The 19466-nt window shown below is 40.9% G+C and carries 16 protein-coding genes; all 16 read right to left on the bottom strand.

What is annotated here, in order from left to right:
- Positions 1-2: 2 nt before the first annotated feature.
- On the bottom strand, positions 3-701 hold the full coding sequence (locus PHEP_RS01550; RefSeq protein ID WP_012780488.1) for a type 1 glutamine amidotransferase domain-containing protein: 699 nt from the start codon (positions 699-701) through the stop codon (positions 3-5).
- A gap of 326 nt (positions 702-1027) precedes the next feature.
- Positions 1028-2212 (bottom strand): MFS transporter, encoded by a 1185-nt coding sequence (locus tag PHEP_RS01545; RefSeq protein WP_012780487.1) that lies wholly within the window; start codon positions 2210-2212, stop codon positions 1028-1030.
- Between the two features lie 215 nt (positions 2213-2427).
- On the bottom strand, positions 2428-3756 hold the full coding sequence (locus PHEP_RS21405; protein WP_049772198.1) for a DUF4302 domain-containing protein: 1329 nt from the start codon (positions 3754-3756) through the stop codon (positions 2428-2430).
- Between the two features lie 25 nt (positions 3757-3781).
- A complete protein-coding gene (locus tag PHEP_RS21400) occupies positions 3782-5179 on the bottom strand; it encodes a putative zinc-binding metallopeptidase (protein ID WP_012780485.1) in 1398 nt (465 codons plus the stop codon).
- A 17-nt stretch (positions 5180-5196) separates the two neighbouring features.
- Positions 5197-6642 (bottom strand): RagB/SusD family nutrient uptake outer membrane protein, encoded by a 1446-nt coding sequence (locus PHEP_RS01530; protein ID WP_012780484.1) that lies wholly within the window; start codon positions 6640-6642, stop codon positions 5197-5199.
- Between the two features lie 32 nt (positions 6643-6674).
- Positions 6675-10235, bottom strand: a complete 3561-nt coding sequence (locus PHEP_RS01525; protein ID WP_036675386.1) for a SusC/RagA family TonB-linked outer membrane protein — start codon at positions 10233-10235, stop codon at positions 6675-6677.
- Positions 10236-10534: 299 nt separating this feature from the next.
- Positions 10535-11695: a FecR family protein gene (locus PHEP_RS01520; RefSeq protein WP_012780482.1), complete on the bottom strand. Its 1161-nt coding sequence runs from the start codon at positions 11693-11695 to the stop codon at positions 10535-10537.
- A gap of 80 nt (positions 11696-11775) precedes the next feature.
- Entirely contained in the window at positions 11776-12387 is a 612-nt protein-coding gene (locus tag PHEP_RS01515; RefSeq protein WP_012780481.1) for an RNA polymerase sigma factor, read from the bottom strand.
- Positions 12388-12528: 141 nt separating this feature from the next.
- The gene (locus PHEP_RS01510; RefSeq protein ID WP_012780480.1) at positions 12529-13065 is read right to left on the bottom strand and encodes a DUF420 domain-containing protein; all 537 of its coding nucleotides are present in this window, start codon (positions 13063-13065) and stop codon (positions 12529-12531) included.
- Positions 13066-13077: 12 nt separating this feature from the next.
- Positions 13078-13707, bottom strand: a complete 630-nt coding sequence (locus PHEP_RS01505; protein WP_238326527.1) for an SCO family protein — start codon at positions 13705-13707, stop codon at positions 13078-13080.
- A 77-nt stretch (positions 13708-13784) separates the two neighbouring features.
- The gene (locus PHEP_RS01500) at positions 13785-14144 is read right to left on the bottom strand and encodes a cytochrome C oxidase subunit IV family protein (protein ID WP_012780478.1); all 360 of its coding nucleotides are present in this window, start codon (positions 14142-14144) and stop codon (positions 13785-13787) included.
- Positions 14145-14164: 20 nt separating this feature from the next.
- Positions 14165-14872, bottom strand: coding sequence for a cytochrome c oxidase subunit 3 (locus PHEP_RS01495; RefSeq protein ID WP_012780477.1), 708 nt, complete (start codon positions 14870-14872; stop codon positions 14165-14167).
- A gap of 30 nt (positions 14873-14902) precedes the next feature.
- Positions 14903-15493 (bottom strand): cytochrome c oxidase subunit 3, encoded by a 591-nt coding sequence (locus PHEP_RS01490; protein ID WP_012780476.1) that lies wholly within the window; start codon positions 15491-15493, stop codon positions 14903-14905.
- 6 nt (positions 15494-15499) lie between these two features.
- On the bottom strand, positions 15500-16402 hold the full coding sequence (gene cyoE / locus PHEP_RS01485; RefSeq protein ID WP_012780475.1) for a heme o synthase: 903 nt from the start codon (positions 16400-16402) through the stop codon (positions 15500-15502).
- 11 nt (positions 16403-16413) lie between these two features.
- Entirely contained in the window at positions 16414-17478 is a 1065-nt protein-coding gene (locus PHEP_RS01480) for a COX15/CtaA family protein (RefSeq protein ID WP_012780474.1), read from the bottom strand.
- A gap of 86 nt (positions 17479-17564) precedes the next feature.
- A complete protein-coding gene (locus tag PHEP_RS01475) occupies positions 17565-19454 on the bottom strand; it encodes a cytochrome c oxidase subunit I (protein WP_012780473.1) in 1890 nt (629 codons plus the stop codon).
- Positions 19455-19466: the final 12 nt, after the last annotated feature.

Raw genomic sequence — 19466 nt, 5'->3', positions numbered from 1 at the left:
GTTTATCTTTTATTCTTCAATTCATCTATTATAACTTTAGCCATCTCTTTTGAACTAAAAGGATTTTGTCCGGTTATTATATTCCCGTCCACAATAACTTTAGAGGTCATCGGGATAAGTGCTTTTTTATAGTTTGAAGTCCGTTTTTTCAATTCGGCTTCAAGGCTAAACGGTACTTCCTTTTTACGTTTGGCTAAACTTTCCTCAAACCAGTTAAAACCTGTGATAGTCCTATCTCTGATTAAATATTCTCCGTTTGATAATTTGACGTTTAATAGTCCGCCAACCCCGTGACAGATTGCCGAAACAATTTTGCCCGTTTCGTAATGCGTTCTGATAATGTTCTGTAAAGTAGTGTTGTTCGGGAAGTCATACATGGTTCCGTGTCCGCCTGCTAAGTACACACAATCGAATTGTTGCCCCGACACTTTTGCTAAACTTTTGCTGTTTTTTAGCAATTTCCGAAATGAGGAATCTTCCCAATATCGTCTGGAGATTTTATCAAGCGTAAAACGTTTCAGGCTTTCAGGGTCTACCGGTACATTGCCACCATTTGGGCTGGCGATGGTTACTTCGTATCCATTGGTTATTGCTTCGTGGTAAATGTGCGTAAGTTCACCCAGCCACAAACCTGTTCGTAATTTGCCGCTTTCATATATATTGATATTGGTTACAACGATTAAAATCCTCAAAATACGCATATTGACACTTTTTAGTACTACAAAGGTCTGAATGAAAATTAAGACCGATGTAACCCAATTACGGGACTTTGTAACAAAATCTCTGACTTGCCCAATACTAAAAAACACAAATACAGCTTAATTGAAGCACTAGACGGGTTGTTACAAAATGAAGAAGAAAACACAGAAAAATCAATAGCACATACTTAATTCATACTCCTGTATTCATTTGGTATCATCCTGTTTTTTTGCTTAAAGCCTGGTAAAGTGTTGCTGATATTTGAAACCCAACTCATTGGGCTATATCGTTAATGGATTTGGAAGCATCAAATATTTTATCCTTGGCCTCATCGATCAATTATACTGTTTTCCTTGTTTTGTACGGTCTTATTTAGGCGGTTAGTCATATAAAACATGATTATCAAAACCATTACGATAAACCACAGCAAAAAGCCATAGCCAACATGGCCTGCCAATTCTCCAAACAGCAGAGGCATCAACATGATACCGATATAAGCACTTGCCATTTGTATTCCCATAATCGACTGCGAATATTTTTCGCCAAAATTACGGGGCGTTTCATGCAGTAAGCCTGGAAAGATAGGTGCACAGCCTAAACCAACGAGAAAAAAGCCAGGTAGTAATGCATTCTTGAAAGGCAAAAAGATTATAATCAGGCCAAGAGCGATAATTGCTTGCCCGGTATAAACCAATTGTCGGTTGCTTATTCTTTCGGTCATAAAGCCAGAAACAAAACGGCCTATGGTAATTCCGGCATAATATAAAGAAACCAATTTAGCCGCTTCTTCAGGCTCAAAGTTTCGAATAAAAACAAGATAACTTGCTCCCCATAACCCGAAAGTTGCTTCAATAGTGCAATAACAAAAAAAGACAATCAAAGCTTGTTTAAGCCCGGGAATACTGATTAATTTTTTAAACGATAATTTACTCACTATTCCTTCTTTGGTTGGGTTTTCTTCAATGTTTTTAATCCAAAGTGGTGTACTTATAAACAATATTACGACAAGTACAATTTGTATCCAGCCAACGCTCAAATAACCTTCTGACCATGATCCGCCTAACGCCAGATATTTTGACATAATAATCGGACCTATTGCTGCGCCAATACCCCAAAAACAATGTAACCAGTTCATGTGCTTTGCTTTATAGTGCAGTGCTACATAATTATTAAGCGCGGCATCCACACAACCGGCACCAAGGCCAAGAGGTATAGCAAGTAAACACAAGTATATAAAGTGCTGAGATTGGGAAAAACCCAATAAAGCTATCGCTGTCATTAATACACTGAAAGTAGTAACAGCAGCTACCCCAAAATGGTCTATAATACGACCACTAAACAAACTGGAAATAACAGTACCACCAGCGATAATCATAAATAAGATGCCCGCAAAGTGGATTGGAACATGTAAATCCCGAAACATAGCCGGCCATGCTGGGCCTAATAGCGAATCAGGTAAACCAAGGCTGACGAAAGCAAGATATATAACAACCAGTAGAAGTTTCTTTTTCATTTTGTAATAAATTCCTCACTTATTTAAAAGTAAATACCAAGGCATCTATTCGCCTGTCTGCAATCTTTAACAATAACGATTTAAAGACATTGAAACCTATTTAAATCATAAAAAGCTATGGGCTGAATATATAAGTTTTTTCTCATAATAAAGCCCCTATGCAAATCGGGGCTTTATTATTGGCTAAGCGCGTTATTACCATTTTTAATTAGCAGTTATTGCTGCAACACCCCATAAAAGAAAGATGCGGGATTGTTCTGATTTAAGAATCCGCCAACAGTTGCGCCCGAAGGAGCACCTGCTGCGATGTAAGCAATCTTAAAATTAGCACCTGCAAAATAATCAGTTAATGCAGTAACATACGTTCTGATGGTACTTGCATTCCCTGCTGGCGTAGCTGCCAGGGTAAACTTCGCAATTCCTGTGTTCGCATCCAGCGCCATATTATAAATAAAATCTGCATTAAAGAAACTGGATGGAGACGCCGGATTTCTATACCTGATCTGGAACGTGACGGTACCATTAGGGTTAAACAACAGGGTGATGTATTCTATATATCTTCCTCCTGGTGCACCATTGGTAGGCAAAGTACCCAGGGACGTATTGGCTGCATTGTATTTAGCCAGAAAGTCGGCTGATAGCTCAGATAAATTGGCAACATTTATTTGCATAGATGTCCAGCGGGTACCCAAAACGGTATGTAATGCAGGCGTAGTTTCCAATGGAAGCGGTGCAGGTGAAATCTCGATTTTAACCTTTGCATTTCCGTTTAAAAAGTAAAAATACTTGTCTGTAGGCTCCCAGTAAACTTTATCGAAGCTATAGGATCCAAATTTAAGTGGGTTTTTCAGCGTCAGTTCATTCAAACCGAAAGCAAAGGCAGAACTGGTCTGTCCGGCAATAGAAACGGATTTGCCGGCAACACTAAGTGACACAGGGATTTGCTTATTATCCAGCATGATGAACAGGATCTTTCCTGTTACCGCTGCATTGGCATCATCGATCATCTTTTTTAATCCGCCAGCTAAAATCGTCTGTGCCTGGGCATTTGACAATTTTACCATAGACATATAATTCTTATTAAATGTCCCCTCAAATTTGACTGTATCCCCGGCCTGCCCGGTAAATGCAAACTCAAAATCAGAAGTCAGGCCCAATGCCGTGCTGCTACCGCCACTAACTGCTGAATTTGGGTCGGCCGGCAAATGAATATAGTTATAGCCATCAAAAATCAACGTTGGCCGTTGCAAGGCTTTAAGTCTGTAACTACTTTCGGCAGAGGTTCCTGCGGTAGTGGTGTTAAAATCTGACAGCATGGTTACCTTACCATCTGCAGCAAATTTAAAATAGAAAGAAAAACCCTTTCCCCCTTTGGGATAGATGGTGGCCAGCCAGCCATCGTTTGCAGACAGCAATAAAGCCTGGTCTTTTTCCAGTTCGGCACTAAGTCTTGTATCAGGATCCTCTAAAATCGGATCGTTATCCTTTTTACAACCGTACATCAGAGCGGTTAACAGGAATATATATGTTAAAATTTTTTTCATCTTCATTAGCTTTAGTTATGTACGACTAATATTTTATTACACCTAAATTCCCGAAAAACGATGAAGTAGGATCTGAAACTTTTGTCCACTGTCCGAATTCAAGGAAATTGGCATCATAACGCCAGCTGACCGCGAAACTACCTGAAGTAAGGTAATTGGTTAATGCAACCACTCCCGGTGCAATCACCTCAGCATTTCCATCCCGCCTTAAATAAGTCAGGGTTAACTGATTGTTTGCGTTATAAGCTACCTTATACACAAAGTTTGCGGCCAGTACACCGGTTGAATTGGCATAGTTGATACGCAACACCAGTTCACCAGCTCTGGGATAAAAAAACAGCACAAAATTATTTAATACCCTGCCTTGACCACCAACCGCTGCAAGACCTGTTTTAGTTGTTGCCCAGGTAGACATAAAATTTGCCGACATGCCAGGAACATTGTCAGGATCGACAGAAATTGAAGTATACTTTTTGCGGTTACCGAATAATGTAGCTAAATCAGAAGGTGCATTTGCTGCCAAAGCATAGTTTACTTTGTTTTGCAAACGGGCGAATTCAATTCCGTAACTGCTTTTGAAATAAGAAACTACAAATTGCTCTTTTTTCCTGAGGGCCGCCTGGGCAGCCGTATTTGGTAATTCCCTGACAATGATGAAGGGTGGATTGGCCGGATCGGGAATAGAATCGAGCTTAGGGACTACAATACTGTTTACAATTGCATCGTAAGAGGATTTTCCTTCTGTCAGCATAACTGATGTCATTTCTGCAAAATCTTCATTTGGTGAAGCCTGGGAATACTGGGTAATGTATCCCGCATTATTGGCATTTACCAGCGTAGTATTGTTCCAGTCGGCAGTATAACCTGCAGGTGTAACCTGCGGAAATTCTTTCTGATAGCTAATGGTTTGGTTTAAAATATGCGTAAACTCATGATGGATGGTTTTAAGTACCCGCTGAGAAACCTCCCTGTTGGTTTTTGAGAAGTTATTGACATTAAACAGGGTTACTTTTACCCCTCCTTCTGCTTCCCCTAAAGTTACTGTACCACCTACATTATATTGTAAACTCCCTACCAGCACATAGTTTTTTGGGCCGTATTTTCTGATGAAATCCATATTACTTTCCGATACATATGGATCAATCCAGACTGCTTTTACCATTTCCATTAAGGGTTGAACCCTTTCAACTTTTGGTGGTGTTAGCGTCTTTGCAGGATCATATTCCGTACCATCCCATCTGTATTTAACAGACATGTTAAAAGGCTGCGTAAAGTTAGTATACAACCATTGATCAAGTGCTCCCTGCACCCAGGTGTCGCCCCCAAGGCCAACAATTTCCTTATCCAGGTTCTCACTCTTTTTACAGCTTATCGTTAAGCCCAGAAGAGAAAAAATACCCAGTGTATATATAAAGTTTTTCATGTTATTTGATTTATTCGTTAACGTGGATTTTGTTCAACACCTGATAAAGTAACCTGTGAAGGGATCTGCAATACTTTCCGTTTATCCTCGGCAGCTAAATTAAATTCGTTACCAGCGGCATCACGGTGAACTACCGGTAATTTATGTCTTAAAATATCCAGCCAGCGCATCCCTTCATGTACAAATTCAGCTTTTTTAATATCCAGTAGCGCATTGATATAGGCCTGCTTGGTATCAGTGGTTACATTGGCATAATAGCTTTTTATTTTTGCTTCGGTTAAGTCATTTGCAGACGGGCTATAGGCAGTTACGCGGGTACTGATCATTGTATTCATATCCGCCAGCGCCTCTGTATATTTACCCTGTACAATATAAGCCTCAGCACGGTTTAACAAAACCTCTTCGGTGGTTAACAAAGGTACCATAGTATAGCCGGTGCCACTGGAAGCATTGATGCTGGTACGCACAAAATGTTCAGCAAATTTGATCAGGTAATAATAGGTTGAGCTGTTGGAATAAATAGGTAATGCAGTAAATGTTACCCCTACAGGTGCCAATATGATCCTTAAACGGTTCTGGCTGATCGAATATATCGGCCTTTTATAGTTTCTGGCCAAACGCGAGACAGTTTCCCCGATCAAGAGGTTGCCAGGATTACCAGCATTCATATAAGCCGTTTCCAATTCCTGGACATTGTAGGCAGCATAAGATTTCCATGGCCTTACATTATCTGCAAAATTATTTGCCGGAAAGGTAAGGTTGGCATACTCAATCACTTTGTCCATATTTTTTTTAAACAGATAATACCGGCAGGCAAAAGCATAGGCGGCCTTACGGGTAAAATGGTAAGCAGGAACCGTGTATTTATCCTGTATCAGTGGAATACCCTCCAACAGATCCTTTTCAATTTGCTGATAAGTATAAGCCACTGTTTTACGCTCGTAGCTTTTAAAAACAACCGATTCCGGCGTGGTGACGTAAGGAATACCGGGATCGGTTTCTGCTGTTGCAGGGTCATAACATTTCGAGAAAAACGTTACCAGCATAAAATGTGCATACGCCCTTGCAACCAGGGCCTCACCTTTTTGCGCAGCATATTGCTGGGGATCCGAGGCTTTTTCAATTGCATCCAAGGCCTGATTGGCCGTTGCAATTGCAGTGTAACAAGCGTTCCAGTAATATGTTGGGCTATCCTGATCAACAGCCTCTACATCCTTCCAGTAATAGCCATTCTGGTTTACCGGGAAGTCTATTCCAAGGGCACTCACAAATGCCGGAATATCGGACATAGATTCGGACAATAAAACAGCATTACCTCGTGGATAAGCAGTAACCAATAGCTCAGCAACTTTAGTGGGCGTATTTAATTTGGTACGATCATCAGGAGCATGATCAAGATATTTATTACATCCAACACCGGCAATGGCCATGAAAAGGAAGAAGTATATCGTATATTTTTTCATCTCTAATTCTATTTAATATGATGGGTTAATGATTAGAAACCAACTTTTAATGATAAAGTCAATTGCTTCGGTATAGGCAGTGCCACACCACCGGATCCAAAAAACTCAGGATCCTGGCCTTTTAGCTTTTTATCGGCATACAGCAACCAGATATTATTTCCCTGCAGTTTTAACGACATAGACCCTACACCAATGGCATCACTGTATTTTTTTGGTAAGCTATACATCATAGACACCTGTTTAAGGCGGACAAAAGAACCATCTGCAACACGGTCAGTAGAGTAATTATAAGCAGTATAAGGATAGGTTCCGTTGATATCTTTTCTAACCAGATAATCCGCAATGGAAGGAACATTGGTCACATTCTCATCCAGTGGCAAGGTCCATCGGTCTAAAAACTCCCTTGGCAAGGCATCACTATCATCATATCGGGCAGAGAATACATTGTTTAACCTTATTTTATTACCTGCCTGATAGGAAACAAAAAAGTTGAAGGTAAAATCTCTATACCTGAAAGTATTGGTCCAACCACCCGTGTACAACGGGTCTACAGGTCCTTCATATTTTAAATATAGAGGAGTGGTACTTTGAACATATACATTTGTGCTCAACGTACCATTTTCATTAATAAATGTAGGTACACCCAGACCATTTAAGCCTTTAAAATCAATAGAGTACAAGCCTCTTACCGGTCCTCCTTCCAGTGCTCCACCTTCTGAGATAATTAAATCGTAAATCCTTGGCTTACTTTTTAAGCTGGTGATCTTATTTTTATTATATCCAAAAGTTAAATTTGACGACCAGCTGAAATCCGTAGTCTTAACAGGCGATCCGCCCAATGTAAATTCTATACCATGAGATTTCATATCCGCAAAGTTGGCTGTTTTGGTTGCCTCACCACCAATTCCGGAAGTGATCACATCGCCAATCAGATCAAAACCTTTACGGTTATAATAATCAACACTAAAGTTTAAACGGCTTTGGAACAAACCTACATCAAGACCAACATTGGCTTCATATTGTTTTTCCCAGGTAAGCTGTGAGTTTTCTAAAGCATCTAACACAATCCGGGGTTCAACTTCCGATAATCTTGGACGAAGGGTCGTACTGTTTTTAAGCACCACGGAAGAATTGGTTGCATCCCCCAGACTGGCAGTTAAGCCATAGCCACCACGCAATTTTAAATAACTGACCTGTTCTATTTGCTTTATAAAATCTTCCTGATCAACATTCCACGCTGCACTTAATGTCCAGGTAGGCAGCCATCTGGCTGTAGCAGATTCGCCCATGCGGTTACTGCCATCATATCTTACTGTTCCGTTAAATATATATTTGGAGTCGTAAGCATAATTGGCATTTAGGAAAAACGCAGCATACCGATCGTAGAACCTATTCATCCCATAATAGTTGTAGTTCCCTTCCAACAACATCTTAATGATCCGGTAATCCGTAAATGGTACACCTCCCTTGTCATATTGATACCCATATCCATTGCTGAAACTATTCTGACGATCAGCAAATTTGGTTTGTTGTCCGATAAACGCACCAACATCGTGCTTGCCAAATTTTTGCTTCCAGTCAACCTGGTTCCTGATGTCATAACTCATCAGGTTATCGTCATTCCTGTTGTAAAAACCACCCTGCGGCAAAACACTTTCTTTGTCGATCAGCTGTGGCTGATCCGGGTCGTCATATAAAAATATATTGTTGTTTGCAATAGTTGAATTGGGCATAAACCTATAGGCATTTGCCATATTTGAATATTCGGTTATTTTATGTTCGCGTGTGGTTTTAACATAACGCAGCGCAGCAACCGACTTAAATTCGAAGTTCTTAATGAATTTGTAATTTAGTTCGCCCTGCAATTTCATATCCATCATATCCAGGTCAATATAGTTGTTGTCCAATTCCTGAATAATGTTGAAAGGCGCATAGTTGCGGGTAAAATATTCCAAATTACCCTGCTCATCGTAAGGTGTTAATGTTCTGCTGGTATTTAAGGCATAGCTAAAAGGATTGATATCAAAATCTCTGGTATATTTTCCTTCTACCACATTACTGGTACGGCCAAGTGTTCCAGGAGCCCGCTGTTTCCTTAAAGCTCCTGTTCCCAATATCCCTACGCTCAATTTAGGAGAAAGTGTGTAGTTACCTCTTAAATTCATAGTATAACGTTTGGCCTGATCGGCAAGGGTCCAGCCTTTGTCGTCGTAATAACCTACAGAAAAATAATGCTGAGATTTTTCTGATCCGGATGAAATGCTCACTGAATGTTCCTGAACAAATGAGTTTTTAAAAAGCACATCAAACCAGTCTGTATTGGCTAAGGCGTATCTTTTTAAATAGGCTGAGCGACCTTCGGGTGTGTTTTCAACACCGAATTTACCCAAACTGGCATCATAGGCGTTAATTTTCTGGTACATTTTAGCAAATACACCACCATTCATATCATTCACTATATTGGGAGAGAACCCGCCTTTACGGTAAATCTCTGCATAAAGCGACATCTGATCAGCAGAGTTCATGATGTTGAAGGAATTATAGCTCGGCTTCAAAAAAGAAGAAAAGTTACCGCTGTAACTAACCTGTGTATTTCCTGAACGACCTTTTTTAGTCGTAATTACCACTACGCCATTCATAGCCCTGGCACCATACAAAGCTGTAGCAGATGCATCTTTCAAAATATTAAAGCTTTCTATGTCGTCCGCATTGATCCCTGCTACTGATGAGCCCAATAACGTAGTCGCATCCCCACTGGATAGCTGGTCATTGGAAATGTTCACCACATCCTCCAGTACTACCCCGTCAATAACCCACAATGGTTTATTTTCTCCTGATATAGAAGTTGCTCCACGTACACGGATTTTTGGTGCCGTACCAAAAGTTCCCGATACGTTTTGTACCGAAACACCGGCAACTTTACCTTCCAGCATCCGGCTAATGTCTATCACACCATCCTGCTTTACATCTGTACCGGTGATGGTTGTAGCCGATCCCGTAAATAGTTTTTTATTGATGTTCTGAAAACCCGTAACCACCACTTCAGATAAGGCTTTGGTATCCTGCCGTAAACGTACATTAACATTGTTTTTCCCATTGGTACTGATTTCCTGCATAACGTAACCAATCATTGATACCAACAGCACATCTCCTTCATTTACACTTATGGAAAATTCCCCGTTCGAATTGGTTGAAGTCGATTTTGTGGAGCCTTTAACTTTAATGGATACGCCTGGCAATGGCAAGCCATCTTCTTCAGCCACAATTTTACCGTTAATGATCCTTTCGGGAGCTGCATCTCTTACTTTTACGATAATATTTTTGTCTTCAATAGCAAAAGAAAGGCGTTTTAAACTGAATACATTTATCAGCACTTCAGAAACGTCTTTTTCTTTTACCTGAACGCTCACGGTTCCTGCGCGTTCAATGACTTCATTGTTATAAATGAAATCGTAACCGGTTTGCCGGCGTATTTCTTTAAATAGTTCTTTTAAACTGGCCCCACGTTTTGAGATACTGACTTTCTGGGCAAAGCTGGAGGCTGTTGCCTGGAAGGTCAGGGCCAGAATAACAATAGCAGTTAATTTCATCATCAGGATCAGTTTTTTTATTCCAATGACTGTTCTTTTTCGGTCAAAACCAGAAAAGAAATGAGCAATAAAGCCCGTTATTGAATGTGAATAATCATTCATATATTTGAAATGTAGGGTTAAGGTGTTTAGTTGATTGACACGATTAAATAAGGGTAACCCTATAACCTGCCGCCAAGCAGGATTTCAGGCCTTTCCGGAGCGCAATCCGGAAAGGTTATTTTTGGTTAACCTGTAAATGTTGGGATTAAGTACTTATCTCCTCATCGTTACCTCCTTTTGTTAGTTTTAACAATAATCTGTTAATCGCCTATCTCGAAATTCACTCCTCCGGTTTCAGCTATCAGCTCCAGGATCTTCGAGACATTATTACTTCTTGAAACCATTCCGGTTATATACAGATCAGGCTTAATGCCCTCGTATACGATATCCACATTGTACCACCTTTTAATCTGCCGCATCACCTGTTCAATAGGAGTATTGTCAAACTGGAACAAACCATTCTTCCAGTCGGTCACCTCATCAATGTCAACCTGCTTTAAAGCAATATGTGTAGTCCCCGGTTTAATCAACGCCTGCTGGCCAGGAAACAAAATCTGGGCAGCCTTACCCAGCTCTACACGAACAGATCCTTCAGCCAAAGAAATCTGGGTCTGTCCTTCATCAGCGTAAGACATGATATTAAAATGCGTACCTAAGACCTTTATTTCTGCAGCTCCTGTCTTAACTTTAAAGGGATGCTGCTTATCCTTAGTAACTTCAAAATATGCTTCTCCGGTTAAAGTAACCGTTCTTTCAGTACCAGAAAAAACCGAGGGATAGGATATGGCAGACTCCGCATTTAACCAAACTCTGGTACGGTCTGGCAAAATCAGCATATACTGTCCGCCACTTGGCGTACTTAAGGTATTGATATTAACTGAACTTTCAGTACCATCCGTTCCACTTGCATCGTACAGCAGCATTCCATCTTTTGTTTTACTGATCTTAGTTTTACCCTCATTGGCCAGCACACCTGTTGCATGCCCGTCCAATACAATTTCTGTTCCATCAGCCAGTTTTAAAACAGCTCTGTTTCCACCAGGGGCAATATCCTTTTTTAGCTTTGCCGCAGGGGCCCCACTGCTATCTTTAACTTGTCCCTGGTTGCCCCATATCAAAATGCCGACAGACAAAATGAGCAAAACAGCGGCGGCCACCGGAATCATTACTGCCCATAATGGTCTTACTTTTTTAGGTGTCGAAGTACCTGTAATCGTAGCAAACATCTCCTCCCAGTCTACCTGCTCAGCAGCAGTTCCCGGCACCAGGCTTGTATAGTTTTCATCCATGATGATTTTCAGACGTTCTTCGTATTCCGGAAGCTCCATATAGGAAAACAGCTCCTTAAGTTCTTCAAGGCTGCAGGATTTATCAATGTATTTATTTAACAGCTTTTCAAACTGCTCTTTTGTTCTGTTCATCAAGAATATATAACCCGCTATTGGTGTGGGTTATATAGTATAGTTACATAGAAGGGCTTAAAGGACCGCCTGGAATTGAATTATTTTATAAAAAAAAGATAAAAGGCCAGAATGATGGCTGGAATCGCTGAATTTTGATTGAGAAATATTTTTATATACCGCAATACTTCTACCATGATATTTTTTATCCTGCTTTTGGACAGGCCCATTTCAAGCGCAATGTCCTCGTGGCTCATCCCCTCTTCCCGGCACATCCTGAATACTTGTTGTTTTTGCGCAGGCAGTGTAGAAAGCGCCTTGTCTATCAGCGCCCTGCTTTCTCTCATTAACAGGGCCTCTTCGGTAGGGTTAACCTCTACCTGCATATTTGCCCAAACAACTTTTAACATTTTTTCGTCGCGGGCAACGTTACTCAGGTAACGTAAAGTTTTATTGCGAACTACCGTATAAATGTAATTTCTGGGATGCTCTACTTTTACCAGGCTGTCTCTATTTTGCCAGAGGCTAAGAAAGGTATCCTGAACAATCTCTTCCGCATCTGCTGTAGAATGGATAAAATTGACTACAAATGTAAAGACGCGGGACCGGTAAGTTTCAAAAATCAGTTTAAAAGCAGTTTCGTTACCCATGGCAATCTGTTGCAACAATTGTTGCTCGCCTGCTAAATCATAAATTACACCGCGGGCAGCCATGAGTCTTATTATTTCGTTAATACGATAGCGGAAGAAATCAACAGACAATCCCCCTTATAAACGCAATTTAGTAATATTTTGAAAAAAGCCGGCATGTGCCAGCTAAAAACCATTTCAATGTGTATTAAAAAACAGCCAGGCCTAAAAATTATAATAAGGAGAGATCATCAGGTATACTACAACACCAGTAACTGCAACATACAACCAGAGTGGAAAAGTGATCTTTGCAATTTTTTTATGCTTATCAAAACGTTCGGCCAAAGCCCTTACATAAGTGATCAGCACCAGGGGTATGATGACAATAGATAAAAGTATGTGTGTCAGTAGAACAAAATAATAAACATATTTGATGGTACCTTCTCCGCCAAACTTTGTAGATGGGGTGGTCATGTGATAAGCGATATACATGACCAGGAACAATAACGAACAGCCAATGGCAAGCTTCATTAAGTTCTCATGCAGTTTCCGTTTTCCCTTCTTAACCGCCATTACGGCCATCACCAGCAATACCGCGGTAATGCCATTTATGGTCGCATAAATTGGGGGCAAAAAGGGCAAAGGGCTTGCATTGGGGATTTTAACATAGAACAATACCGCTACGGCTACCGGGATAACAATAGATAACAAAATGATCCATTTATTATATTTCTGTTCAACTGAATTGTTATTTGCTGTCATATTTAATACACACTATCTTCCGTCCTCATTGTTTCTTAATTCTTCGGTAATCAATACCTTGATCTCATCATCCAGTTTGGCCAGGGCTTCCTGGCTGCTGGCTTCATAATACCCCCTGATCCGGTGCTGATAATCCAGCAAAACAAACATATTGCTGTATACAAATTTCGGCAGGCCGTTTACAACTTCCTTATGGGCATCTATAAATAAGCCCTTGTTGATCAGGTTATATATGGTTGTGCTGTCTCCGGTAAGTAAATCCCATTTTCCGGGTTTTGCAGCAAGTACAGTAGCGTATTTGTTCAGAACCTCAGGCGTATCGTTTTTCGGATCAATGCTTAAGCCTACAAAATTCACAACTTTATTTTTATGGTAAGTTGTTTCAAAAGCTTTCATGGCTTTGTTTGCTACATTAACACTATAGGTATCGCCTTGGGTGTAAAAAAGGTTTAGCACAACTATTTTGCCATCGTATTGCTTTACCGTTATGGTGTCCGCATTTTGGTTCAGCAGTTTAAAATCACCCACCTGGTGATAAACGGTATCCGGCACCTGTTTCCCCCGTACAGAGTGGAATGTTGAAGCCACTTCTTTAGGCCCAAAAAAAGGCAGTGGCTTATAACGGTTCTTACCCTTTTCCACTAGTAAATTATATAAAAATCCTGGTACCGCTAATATGGTGACCAGGATTAAAATTTTCTTTATGGAAGCTGCCTTCATTAAACCAAGGGCATATGCAGGTGTAAGTATCCGCCTTCAATTAGCATCAATACAATAAAGTAAAAGATAAAAATAAAAACGACAGTCAGTGAAACCTGAAGCCCAACCTTCTCGTATTTAAGGTGCATAAAATAAGCAACTATATAAAAGGCCTTTAATAAAGTTAAAGCGATATAAACATAATTACCGATATGCTGAGGCATATGTCCGCCTGGAATTGCCCATAAGGCAATGATAAACTCAATTACAGTAATGGCCAGCAGAATTCCAAATACCTGCCAAATTTTCTTTTTGTCTAAACCTGCATGCTCCCCGTGTGCATGTTCGTTATGTGCGTGTTCGTTATGTAATTCTGACATAATATCTTGATTGAGAAAAATTAAACTAAATAGAAGAAGGTGAACACAAATACCCAAACAAGGTCTACAAAGTGCCAGTATAAACCAACTTTTTCAACCATCAGGTAGTGACCGCGTTTTTCAAATGAACCATTAATGGTCATACATAAAATGATGATGTTAATGATCACCCCACTAAATACGTGAAATCCGTGAAATCCGGTTATTGTGAAAAACAGGTTTGAGAACTGCAGTGCAGATACCGTAGATACTTCACCGGTAAACAGGTGGTGCAAAGTCTCCATAGGAGGAATTTTACCCCATCCAAAACCTTCGTGGAATAAATGCGTCCATTCAGCAGCCTGACAGCCAAGGAACATTAAACCACCTATAATGGTTGCCACCATCCACCAGATCACTTCTTTTTTAGAACGTCTGTGCCCGGCCTCAACTGCCAGTACCATTGTTACAGAGCTCATGATCAGGATGAAAGTCATCAGACCCACGAATACAAGTGGTGCACCACTGTCGGTTATACCCGGAATGGATTGAAAAACCAGATCCGGATCTGGCCAGGTAAACTTACTAAAGCGCTGCGCTCCGTAATAGATCAGTAATGACGAAAATGTGAATGCATCAGAAACCAGAAAAAACCACATCATTATTTTGCCGTACTCTACAGACCACGGCGAGCGGCCTCCGCTCCATGGAGTGGTTTTTACCTGATCTAATTGTGATAATGAACTCATTTTGTAAATAGTAATAGTTTGTTAAAAATTCTAACTGTTCAAAAGTAAAAAAACATACAGATATATCCATAATATATCTATAAAATGCCAAAATATAGAAGCGATTTCCATCCGGTACTTGCGCTGCTCTAAAGACATCTCTTTATAAGCCCCGATCAGGGCATTCAATACAATACATAAACCCGCAAAAATGTGCAACAGGTGAAAGCCAGACACAATATAGATCATAGAAATGGCCGCATTGTTGTTCACCATGGCTGCACCGGTATGGAACAAGACGCTCCAGGCATCAAACTGCAGATAGGCAAACACACAGCCTAAAGCCATTGTTGCCCATAAAAATAACTTCTGACTACCCGTATTCCCTACTTTTAAGGCCCTAGAGGCTAAAAAAAGACAGATGCTGCTGGCCACCAATACCGCAGTACTGTATATAAAAACATCGGGCAATACCAATCCATGCCCTTTGCCCTTCGAGGCAGAGAACACGATATAATAACTCGTCCATCCACCAAACATAATGGTCGACGAGACAACAAATAACCAAAGAACGAATTTTTTTGGCTTTGCATTAAATTCCGTTCCCATCTTTAAATCTTGCTCTTTCAGTGTATGTACCATTTAAATCTATTTAGCTAAAAAATCAAATAATAAAACCAACTGTACCAGGGGCAGGTAAAAAAAGGAACAAAACATCACCTTCCTTGCACTCGCCAGATCCAGTTTTACCCACAATTTAAAACCAAGCCATGCAAAAACAAGGCTTGCCATCAATGAAACCCCTCCGATATAATAGCCACCAAAGCCATAAAACGTTGGCAGCAAACTTACCGGAATCAATATCAACGTACTTAAAAAAGTAATAAAAGCACTTGTCTTATCCCTTTTGGTAGTTGGCAAAAGCCGGAAACCGGCCTTGCTATAGTCGTCATCAAGCACCCATGCAATTGCCCAGAAATGTGGGAATTGCCATACAAACTGCACCAGAAACAAAATGCCTGCTATCGTATAGTCCATCGGTACAAAATGTGTGGCATTGCCAAATGAGGCCAGATAGCCAAGTAAAGGCGGCAATGCGCCTGGTATAGCGCCAACAAATACAGCTACCGGCGATTTACGCTTTAAAGGCGTGTAAGCAAAAGCATATAACAGGATAGAGAATACAGACAAGATCCCTGTCTCCAGATTAAGTTTACCCAAAAGCCAGGTGCCCAGCATACCCATAATTAAACCCAGTACCAGGCCTTGTCCGGTAGTCATACGACCTGCAGGCATAGGCCTGTCTTTAGTCCGGGTCATCAATTTATCCAGATCCTTTTCTATGATCTCATTAAAACAGTTCGCTGCCCCCGTCACTAAAAACCCTCCTGCAACCAATATCAGCCAGTTCATCCAGTTAATCCCATCCAGTTCCCCCCTATAGATCTGCGCCTTCTGACCAATTAAAAAAGTAATTGATGCAGAGAACACCACCAGAAAGGTGAGCCTGAATTTGATGAGTTTAGAGAAATCTGAAAAAAAATGTTTCAATTTATATATAATTAATCCTGTTGGTTATAGGTATTTGTTCTGTAAACCAACAAATACAAATAATATTGTAAGCTAAATAAAAGTGTCGAAAATAAAATATGCATCGCCTGTGCGTAAGGCGGCAGCGCAAAGTTAGACAATAATAGTCCGGTTACAATCTGAATGATCAAAACTATCCCAACAGCCCCACCAACCCGCAATGCCGTAGCCTTACCGCTAAACTTATCTTTTACTATTTTATAAACAATAATATTCAAGATCAGTACCAGCATAGCCAGGTCACGGTGGTAAGAAAATACATCCCCCACTTTAGCAACCCAGCTGGCCCTGTTGTTATACATCAGCTGTTTGGCTATTGCATCTATGGCTTCCCTAACCTCTGTACCCAATACAATCTGGACCACACTTAACACTATGGCCCCAAAAATCAGCGCTTTAAGCCAAACCAGCTTGCCCATAATCATGATGGCCTGCCTGTCCAGCTCCCGTGCATAATTATAGGTATAAACCAATATCCCTAAAATAACCAGGGCAAGCAGCATATGTACAGTTACAATCCATGGCATCAGATTGGTAGATACTACAATAGAACCCAGCCAGGCCTGAAAACCAACAACTACCAGATTCAGCAGACTGAGCACAATGATCCTTCTGGCCCTGCTCCTGTAAGTAAATGAATACACTACAAGCCCCAATAACAGCAAACCTGTTGTTGCACCCATCAACCTGTTAATATACTCTGTCCAGGTTTTCGCCGCATTAAACGTTTCCGGCATCAGAATAGATTCATCATGTCTGATGCTGTCGGCCAGGTGTCCTTTTCCCATCTTATCCAGCGTCTTCGCAAAGCGTTCATTTTTAGCAACGCGCTCTGCTACATATTTCTCTTTATAATCGTGCGGAAGCTGTGATGCAGAAGTGGGTGGGACATACTGGTCAAAACATTTCGGCCAGTCGGGACAGCCCATACCAGAGCCAGTGCTGCGTACTATACCACCAGCTAAAATAAGCAGTAAGGTTACAACTATTGTGATAAGGTTTAGCCTGATAAATCTCGTTTCAGATTTAGGAACCATGGTATGTGTCTGATTAAAAAAAAATGAGGTACCTGTTGTAAGTATTTACCTACTGCAGATACCCCATTGTATATAGATACTACGTATTAATCTAATTTTGGCGCATCTTCAGGAGTGTTCTTTGCTTCCCATTCCCTTTGTATGCGTTCCGACTCGCTGTTGCCTTCAAAATCATGCGGCATATTTGAGTTCATTGTTTGCGAGAAAGGAACAGTTTGAGGAATAAAGTCTTCCTCCGCTCCTGGCTTGCTATAATCGTAAGGCCAGCGGTAAACTGTTGGGATCTCTCCTGGCCAGTTACCATGCAGACGCTCCACCGGGGTAGTCCACTCTAAAGTATTTGCTCCCCAAGGATTCTGGGTAGCTACTTTACCTTTAAAGATAGAATAGAAGAAGTTAAATAAGAAAGCTACCTGAGCCAGTGCAGCGATAATGGCCGACCAGGTCACCAAAATGTTCACTGTAACCCATTTGTGCATAAATTCAAACTCAGTAAATGCATAATAACGACGCGGAACCCCATCCAATCCTAAAAAGTGCAATGGGAAGAATACCAGGTAAGCACAGGCAAAAGTAATCCAGAAATGCAGATAACCTAATTTTTTGCTCATCATCCTTCCAAACATCTTAGGGAAATAATGATACACACCCGCAAGCATACCAAAGATAGCTGCTGATCCCATTACCAGGTGGAAGTGGGCCACAACAAAATAAGTATCGTGAAGGTTGATATCCAGGGAAGCATTACCCAGGAAAATACCTGTTAAACCACCTGAAATAAAGAAAGAAACCATACCAATGGCAAACAACATGGCAGGTGTAAACCTGATGTTACCCCTCCATAAGGTGGCCAGCCAGTTAAAGGTCTTCACTGCCGACGGCACTGCAATGATCAGTGTAGTGATCATAAATACACCACCAAGCAGCGGATTCATTCCCGTTACAAACATATGGTGTCCCCATACGATAAATGATAAGATGGTAATACCGATCAGGGAATAGATCATCGCATGGTAACCAAAAATTGGTTTTCTTGCATTTACAGACATGATCTCTGAAGACAATCCCATGGCCGGCATAATTACGATGTATACCTCAGGGTGCCCCAGGAACCAGAACAAATGCTGCCATAAAATTGGTGATCCCCCTTCATTGGGAAGGATCTGCGTACCCATAACGATATCAGAAAGGTAGAAACTGGTACCGAAACTCCTGTCGAAGATCAATAAAACCACACCCGCAACCAATACAGGGAAAGATAAAATACCCAGCACAGCTGTCAGGAAGAATGCCCAGATCGTCAGAGGCATTTTCCAAAGGTCCATCCCCTTGGTACGCATGTTCAATATCGTACTTACATAATTGATACCACCCATTAAAGATGAAGCCACAAAAAGCACCATACTGATCAACCAGAGTGTCATCCCTAAACCTGAGCCGCTAATCGCAGTTGGCAAGGCAGATAATGGCGGATAAACTGTCCATCCGGCACTCGCTGGTCCGGTTTGTATAAAGAATGAACTCATCATGATCACACAGGCCATGAAGAAGAACCAGTAAGAAAGCATGTTCAGGAAGGGCGAGGCCATATCCCTTGCACCAATCTGAAGCGGAATTAATAAATTACTGAAAGTACCACTTAATCCTGCTGTCAGTACAAAGAATACCATAATGGTACCATGTATGGTAACCAATGCAAGATAAAAGTCGGGTTTAATACGTCCACCCTCAGCCCATTTTCCTAAGAAAGTCTCCAGAATAGGGAAGTCTTTATCAGGCCAGGCCAGTTGCAAACGGAACAGAATCGAAAGGCCCATCGCAATAACAGCCATAATAATACCCGTTATCAGGAACTGCTTGGCAATCATTTTATGATCCTGACTAAAGACATACTTCGTTAAGAAGGTCTCTTTGTGATGCCCATGATCATCATGGTTATCGTGGTTATGTGTATCGTGTAATGATATAGTTGACATAATGTGCTATTC

Source organism: Pedobacter heparinus DSM 2366 (assembly GCF_000023825.1).
Lineage (GTDB): Bacteria > Bacteroidota > Bacteroidia > Sphingobacteriales > Sphingobacteriaceae > Pedobacter > Pedobacter heparinus.
The sequence above is the reverse complement of the archived record's forward strand: the minus strand, read 5'-3'. Positions and strand labels throughout refer to the sequence as shown.